Source organism: Hymenobacter terrestris, assembly GCF_013377905.1.
In the GTDB taxonomy this organism is placed as follows: Bacteria; Bacteroidota; Bacteroidia; order Cytophagales; family Hymenobacteraceae; genus Hymenobacter; species Hymenobacter terrestris.
The window spans coordinates 1-7,712 of sequence record NZ_JABKAV010000101.1; the positions used below are offsets into that span (position 1 = coordinate 1).

A 7,712-nucleotide genomic window follows, 5' to 3' on the forward strand; every position below is an offset into this window, starting at 1 on the left:
ACTATCTGGCAGTTGGTTGAGCATGTGCGCATTGCGCAGTGGGATATTGTGGAGTTTTCCCTCGGAGCCGAGCACACTTCTCCGAATTGGCCCGCGGACTATTGGCCCGCCCAAACCGCTACCGCCGACGAAGCGCAGTGGAACCAGACGCTTGCCCAAATTCAGACTGACCGGCAGCGCTTCATCAACCTGTTGCAGTACCCCGACACCGATTTATTGGCCCCCATTCCGCACGGCGACGGCCAGACGGTTCTGCGCGAGGCGCTACTGATTGGCGACCACGCGGCCTATCACACCGGCGAAATCATTCTGATTCGGCGGCTATTACACCTTTGGTAGTAGCCGTGGCGGCTCTTTGCAGGTAATCAGGAATACTTCAGGATGGAGGAGCCGTTGGGTTTGCGGAGTCCTGGCGCAGTTGTTCGCACCAGCTGAACGGCCGTATAGCTACCCTGTAGAACTTAATTCAATCGCCACTCATATGCGCCCTCAACCTCATACCACCACCCTGCAAAACGTAGCCCGCGGGCTGCTGGGCACCTTTATGGTCGTGGCCGGCACTGGCCACCTCACGTTTCAACGGCAAGCATTTCAGGCCCAAGTGCCGTATTTTGTGCCGCTCGATAAGGACACGGTCGTACTGGCTTCGGGCGTGGTAGAAATTGGGCTGGGCCTGGGGCTGCTGCTGTTACAAGGCCGCAACCGGGTGCGGATGGGCTTGGGGCTGGGCCTGTTCTACGCGGCCGTGTTTCCGGGCAACATCCACCAGTATACCCACCAACTGTCTGCGTTCGGCCTCGATACCGATGCCAAGCGCTTGGGCCGCCTGTTTTTCCAGCCCGTGCTGATTGGCGTGGCGCTGTGGAGCACCGGGGCCCTGGAGGCGCTCATGGCCCGGCGGCCGCTTTAAACAGAACCCCGCCGCCGCCCGTTTACCCTGCATGAATCCTTCTGATACCGAATCTTCCTTCGATGTGGCCGTAATCGGGGCCGGGCCCGTGGGGCTGGCCTGTGCCTTGGAAGTGCAACGGCGCGGCCTCACGGCGGTGGTGCTCGATAAGGGCGCGCTGGTGAACTCATTGGTGGGCTACCCCACCAACATGGAGTTCTTCTCGACGCCCGAGCTACTCGAAATCGGGGGACACCCGATGGCTACGCTCCACTACAAGCCCCTACGCGAAGACGCCCTCGATTACTACCGCCGCGTGGCCTTCACCGAAAACCTGACTCTGCGCCTCTACGAGCGGGTAACTGGCCTCGAAGGCGAGGAAGGCAACTTCACGGTAGTCACTGATAAAGGCCACATTAAGGCCCGCTTCGTGGTGGTGGCCACCGGCTTTTACGACCTGCCCAACTACCTCGATGTGCCCGGCGAAGACCTGCCGCATGTATCGCACTACTACAAAGAGCCCTATGCCCATGCGGGCCAGGATGTGGTGATTATTGGGGCCAAGAATTCGGCGGCCAAAGCGGCACTGCAGCTGCTACGGGCCGGTGCCCGCCCCACCCTGCTCGTGCGAGGTCCCGACATTCCCGAATCCGTCAAATACTGGATTCGGCCCGACCTAGTCAACCGTATTAAAGAAGGCCGTATCGGGGCGCTGTTCAACAGCAGCGCCACCCGCATTATGCCCGGTGCGGTAGAGGTGGCCACGCCCAAGGGGCCACGCACGCTGCCGGCCCAATTCGTATACGCCCTCACCGGCTACCACCCCGACTTCTCCTTCCTGGCGGCCCTGGGCATTACCTGCGGCACCGACGCCGCCCAGACGCCCAGCCACGACGCTGATACGCTCGAAACCAACCGCCCCGGCCTGTATCTGGCCGGTACCGTGTGCGGCGGCCGCAACACCAGCCGTTGGTTTATCGAAAACGGCCGCTACCACGCCCAGCTTATTGCCGCCCGCCTGGCCGGCGAGCCTACCCCTGCCCTGCCTGATGTATTGCAGCCAGTGCAGTTAGGAAACTGAAACGGGGGAAACGCCCGTTTCAGTTTCTGTGTCTTGCCAATCCCTGAACGCAAAAAAGCGCCCGCCTCAATTGAGGCGGGCGCTTTTGCAGAAAAGCTGATAACCCAACTATTACGGGAATTTCACGCCCCGGTAGTTGTTCGGGTTTACCGTGGGCACCTTGGCGCCGTAGGTGGAGTTGATAACCTTGATCATCTCGTTGGCCACAATAGCGTAACCGCGAGGTGTAGGATGCACACCGTCGAGCGAGAATAGGTTGCCGCTAACGAAGCCGGCGGTATTGTTCACGCCGTTCACCACGATGCCATTGGAGGCAACCGTCGAGAAGAAGGCGTTGGCATCGAATACAGCTAGACCCTTAGCCGCAGCCTTGGTTTTGATGGCGGTGTTGAAGTTGTTCGTAGCAGTCCGTATTAGGCCTTGCTCTACATCATCAAGCACAAACAGGCTCGGGATTGGGTTGCCGGCCGACACGCCGAAAGCAGCCGTGGTGTCAACGCCGTAGGCAGCCAAGAACAATGGGAAACCTGCAGCGGGCTGGCCGCTCTGGCCGTATACATAGCGCCAAGGGCGGCCGGTTCTGGTGCCCACTAAGGGCAGGAAAGGCGACGAGAGCAGCGTAAACAATTGCCGGCCCGAGCCATCTACCGCTTTGATATCGGCCGTCGTGATTTGCTTACGATTAGTTGAGGTAGCACCACCGGGGGCAGAGCCCGTTTGAATGACCAGACCAGGCACATTGCCCGCTGCCAGCGTAGCCCGGAAACTAGGACCCACGGTGGTGAAGAACGGAATTGTGGTTACGTCGGGAATGGTGGCTACTACACCTTTGGCTCCACCGGCAGTCAGCGCATCAATCACCTTCGAGTTCTTGTCGGTGAAATCAGTTAGTGGAGTCAGCGAACTGGCAGCACCACCAGCCGTAGCGTACCCCAATACATCATTGTTACCCAACCAGTTGGTAAAGAAGGTAGGAGCAGAAGCGGCTATCCGCTGCAGGTACGTCTGGGTGCTGCCATCGGGCGAAATACGCTCGAAGTAGGGGTTGCCCGCCGTGCTACCGTAGCCTGCCGTTTCAACGTCCGAGAGGCGGATACCGGGTATGCCCAAGTTGTTTACCGGGCCAGCAAATTTGGTGTAGAGCGGTCTGCCGGGAGCCGCGAAGCCGCGGATAGCTAGCATATCGGTTACGCTGGCCGTTACAGGCACTCCGTTCACGATATTGGCCAAACGCAGATAGCCCGAGCCGTTTTCCTGGCCCGCACCGAACAGCGGCTGCACAAACTCGCCGCCGCCTACCGTGGCGAACTGCTGCGCCAAAATAGCCGGAAACGAGTTTTGCTGGCCTTCCAGATAAAGGCCCCCGTCGGAGAAGCCGGCCGTGAGCGAGTTGCCTACGGCAACGTAGTTGGAGAAATCGGCCGTGCCATTGCTGGGCTCGAAGTCCTTTTCCAGGTCGGGCTGGCAGGCGCTCAGGCCCAGGCCCAGCAGGGCCAGCATCGGCGCAGATTTGCGAAACAAAGTAGTATTCATGGAATCAGGAGTGAGTCGCGGTTAGAACTAGAAGGTGTAATTCAGGCCGATGCCGGGAATCACGATATTGGTCTTGTAGGTGCCGGCAATCCGGTCGGTGGTGCCGTTGTTCAGCAGATCCTGCTGGGTCTGGGTGCGCTTCTTGATGCCGATGTACTGGGCCGAAAGGTCTATGCCCAGCTTTCCAAAGTTGTAAGAAGCACCAATGGTACCACCCAAACGGTCGTTGTCGGGCGTTTCGGGCGTTACGAAGCCATCCTTCACTGGGCTCTCGTCGTACGAGCCGCCGACGCGTACTACCAAGCCGCTAGTCAGCTTGTACTGGGCACCCAAACGGAACGTGAGGGCGTCCTCGTACTCGCGGCGCGACTCGCTGAAATCGGCCCCGTTCACCGGCTGGGTGAAATCGAAGCGCAGCGTCCGGTAGGCGCTCCAGTTAGCCAGGCTGGCATCGAAGCCGATAGTCAGGTTTTCGGTAGGCATCACACCAATACCAATGCTGGTAGTGGCAATCAGCGGCAGCGTGGCCGCGAACTTCGTGCCCGCCTGAAAACGCGGCTGGAAAGTAGTCGGAATGTTGGTAAACGTTACGTCGCCGTCTTTTACCTGCGCATCAATTTTCGAGCGGTAGTTGATACCTAGGCTAAGCTTTTCGGAAGGCTTGAAGAAGATACCGGCGTTGAAGCCAAGCTTGGTTTCGGCCTTGCCGTCCAGCTCAATGTGGCCGAACGAATCGGGCAGTGGAATGTCGCGCTGCAGGTTTACGGCTCCATAAGCCAGCACTACCAAGCCGGCACCCACGCTCAATTGGTCGGTGATGGCGTAGCTAACTGTTGGCTGCACGAAAATTGACTTCAGGTCGATATCGGTCAGCGAGGTGCGGCCTTCCCAACCGTCGGCGTACTGCAACTTGCTACCGAAAGGCGTGTACACCGCAATACCGGCCCGAAATTTACCCTCCTGCGGGCCAAAACCGGCAAACAGGCTTACCGGCGTAACCACGCTGTTGCGCAATTCGCGCTGCTGGTTGCTGCCTTCGGCCACAAACGAGTTGCGGGCAAACGTGAAGTTGGCACCAAGCTGCACCCCCCGGTCGCGCACCATGGCCAGAGCACCGGGGTTGTAGAACATGGCGGCCTGATCGAGCGACAAGCCGACGCCGACACCGCCCATGCCATTGTTTTTAATGCCGGCCAGCGTTACCTGGTAGCCACCTGCCGAAACCGCGGTAGCCGAGAGCAGCGCACTTCCTGTCAGAAGTAGAGACTTAAATTTCATACGAATAATGAAAGGGTGAGAATTTGAGGGCTTAGCGCTCCTAAATGTAAAGTAAAAACCCAATTTATAGTAGGCAAGCCGAACAATTTTGCAATACGCGCAAAAGCACTTCCGCGCCTCAAGGCTTGTGTTCAGGCGGAATTGCTGATTTCGTGAGAAATCAAATCGAGCTGCTGGCCCGCTACCAGCAAGTGCAGGCGCAAGTCCTGGCCGCTCACGGGTTCGCCCCGCCCGATGCGGCCCACGTTGGTGCCGTGCGCCCCGCTGGCGTCCATTACCGTCGCCACGCCGTCGCCGAACACGGTGGCATAGCGGCCACCACGAACAATAATGCCGGTTTCTTCGGCCAGGCCCAGGCCCAGGCAAGCGGGGTGGGCCAGCAGGGCGTGGGCCAGCCGCCCAAAGCGGCCGCGCTCGGCAAAGTGCTGGTCGATGAACAGGCGGGGCAGCAGGTTGAGGCCCGGCCCGGTTTTGATGCCGCCCTTGCGCAAGGAGCGCCAGCCATAGCCGTCGATAATCATCTGCTCGGGTAGGCCGGCGGCGCCGGCGCTGGTACCGGCTACTATAAAGCTTTCGTCGTTGTAGAAGCGCTGGCGCAGTTGGCGGGCGAATTCGGTGCCGGCCAGTAGCTGCAGCAGCCGCTCCTGGTCGCCGCCCGAGAAGAATACGAGGCCGGCCCGGGCCAGGCGGCGCAGCGTGGCCGGCGCGTCGGCGGGCTGGTGCTCACTGATGGGCAGGTGGCGGGCCGCCGGGCAGCCCAGCTCCCGAAACGACCGCTCGTAGGCCGCGCCGGTCATGGCCGCGTTGGTCCAAGAGGCGGCCGTTACGATTTCGACCGGCATTTCGGGCATGGGCAGCAGCTCGCCGAGCAGCGCCAGCATGGCATCGTCGTCGCCGCCGCCGAGGGCGACGAGCGTGCCGAGAGGAAGGGCGGCGGGCGGTTGGGGCATGGCAGAGCGGCAGGAGCGAATTCAAAAGTACACCCCCTATTGGTTTCGGCAAGCCCTACACCTATTCGACCAGGCATTCGGCAAACCAAGCGACAGCCCAAAGCGGGGTGGCAGGACTTGGCGCAAACCGATTTGCCAGACGTAAGCCCGGCCCTTCCTTTGGCTTCAGTAGCCGCCAGGGCCGCCAGCCAGCCGGCAGAAAGTTGCGCTTTGCCGAACCGATTGGCCCGGGAAAGCCGTACTTTTGCGCGCCGGTTCGGCCCAGTCACCAATAGCTTCTGCCTAGCGAAAAACTGCTTCTTTCCCCTCAGTCCATGAATCAGCACCCGACCCTCGAACACATTACGTCCCTGATTCAGGAAGGCGAGTTTTTCAAGCTCAAAGAAGCGCTCAAGAACTTCGAACCCGCCGAGGTGGTGGAGTTGCTGGAAGAAGAGGAAGAACGTGAGCAGCTCATCATCTTCCGACTGCTGCCGCTGCAGCTGGCTACCGAGGTGTTCGAGTATCTCAACCTCGACATTCAGAAGCACTTTCTGGCCAATCTCAGCCAGGAAAAAATGTCCGACATTCTCAACGAGATGTCGCCCGATGACCGCACGGCGCTGCTGGAGTTTCTGCCCGACGATTTGGTGCGGGAGCTGATTCAGACTCTTTCGGAGCCTGAGCGCAAGATTACGCTGGAGCTGCTGGGCTACCCCGAGTACTCGGTGGGCCGGCTGATGACGCCCGACTACATTGCCATCCGGGAGCACTGGACGGTACAACAGGTGCTCGAATACATTCGTCGCCACGGCGGGCAGTCAGAAACGCTCAGCGTGCTGTACGTCACCGACGAGCGGGGCAAGCTCATCGACGACATCCGCATTCGGGAGTTTTTGCTGGCTGGGCCCGAGGTACGGGTGAGTGAGCTGCTCGACCGGCGCTTCGTGTCGCTTAGTACCATGCAGGACCAGGAGGAGGCCATTGACGAGTTCCGGCGCAACGACCGGGTGGCCCTGCCCGTCATCAACAGCGAAGGTATCCTGTTTGGCATCGTCACGATTGACGATATTCTCGACATTCGGGAGGAAGAGGACACCGAGGATATCCAGAAGCTGGGCGGCTCGGAGGCACTGGACGAGCCATATCTGGCCACCTCTATCTGGAGCATGGTGAAGAAGCGGGCCGGCTGGCTCGTGATTCTGTTGCTGGGTGAGATGCTGACCACCTCGGCCATGCATCATTACGAGGACGACCTTCAGCGGGCCGCGGTGCTGGGCCTGTTCATTCCGCTCATCATCTCGGCCGGTGGCAACGCCGGCTCGCAGGCCACTTCGCTCATCATCCGGGCCATGAGTTTGGGCGAGTTTACGGTGGCCGACTGGTGGATGATTCTGCGACGGGAGCTGCTGTCGGGGCTGCTGCTGGGCTTGATTCTGGGTGTGGTCGGCTCGTTGCGCATCGTGTTGTGGGCCAAGTACATCGACCCTGGCTATTTCGGCCCCTATTGGTCGCTGATTGCCGTAACGGTAGGTTTCTCGCTGCTGGGCATTGTACTATGGGGGGCGCTGGCCGGGGCCATGCTGCCCATGCTGCTTAAGCGCCTGGGCCTCGACCCCGCCACCTCTTCGGCTCCGTTCGTGGCCACGCTGGTCGACGTAACGGGCCTGATTATCTACTTCACGGTAGCGACTATGGTACTCCGGGGCACGCTGTTATAGGGCTTTTAATCAGATAGATAATCCAACTTACTAGAACGCCGTGGGGGCGGGGGGTGTTCCCCCCCCCCCTTCCTTTCCTTGGAAGAAAACGTTTAAACGGGGGGGACCGCGGGGGGGGGCGGGCACCCCCCCCCCCTCCCCGCCCCCAAAACCCCCCCCACGCCACCCAAGATCCTCCGTGGCCCGTATCTTCGCACCATGCGCCTACTTCCCCGCTTCCTCCCGCTGCTGGGGCTGCCCCCGGTGGCCGCCTGCGTGCCGTTGGGTACCCCCATCACCGC

7 protein-coding genes are annotated in these 7,712 nt (G+C 60.4%); 4 read left to right on the forward strand and 3 right to left on the reverse strand.

The genetic code is table 11. From position 1 onward, the window contains the following. The 3 genes from HW556_RS17460 to HW556_RS17470 form a co-directional block, all read left to right on the forward strand. The coding region (locus tag HW556_RS17460; protein ID WP_176901407.1) for a DinB family protein at nt 1-339 on the forward strand (339 nt) is incomplete at its 5' end. Nucleotides 340-481: 142 nt separating this feature from the next. Beyond that, nucleotides 482-910 carry a DoxX family protein gene (locus tag HW556_RS17465; RefSeq protein WP_176901408.1) on the forward strand — a complete coding sequence of 143 codons (429 nt, stop codon included), beginning with the start codon at nt 482-484 and terminating at the stop codon, nt 908-910. Nucleotides 911-941: 31 nt separating this feature from the next. Next, complete coding sequence (locus tag HW556_RS17470; RefSeq protein WP_176901409.1) at nt 942-1,970, forward strand: YpdA family putative bacillithiol disulfide reductase; 1,029 nt, start codon at nt 942-944, stop codon at nt 1,968-1,970. Nucleotides 1,971-2,081: 111 nt separating this feature from the next. Here the strand turns inward: HW556_RS17470 and HW556_RS17475 are convergent, their stop codons facing one another. From HW556_RS17475 to HW556_RS17485, 3 genes are all read right to left on the reverse strand, one after another. After that, entirely contained in the window at nt 2,082-3,503 is a 1,422-nt protein-coding gene (locus tag HW556_RS17475) for an SGNH/GDSL hydrolase family protein (protein WP_218136963.1), read from the reverse strand. Nucleotides 3,504-3,530: 27 nt separating this feature from the next. After that, complete coding sequence (locus HW556_RS17480; RefSeq protein WP_176901410.1) at nt 3,531-4,781, reverse strand: OmpP1/FadL family transporter; 1,251 nt, start codon at nt 4,779-4,781, stop codon at nt 3,531-3,533. A gap of 131 nt (nt 4,782-4,912) precedes the next feature. Further along, complete coding sequence (locus HW556_RS17485) at nt 4,913-5,731, reverse strand: cyanophycinase (protein WP_176901411.1); 819 nt, start codon at nt 5,729-5,731, stop codon at nt 4,913-4,915. Between the two features lie 314 nt (nt 5,732-6,045). Between HW556_RS17485 and mgtE the strand changes: the two genes are divergently transcribed. Next, the gene (gene mgtE, locus HW556_RS17490) at nt 6,046-7,431 is read left to right on the forward strand and encodes a magnesium transporter (protein WP_176901412.1); all 1,386 of its coding nucleotides are present in this window, start codon (nt 6,046-6,048) and stop codon (nt 7,429-7,431) included. Nucleotides 7,432-7,712 lie beyond the last annotated feature (281 nt).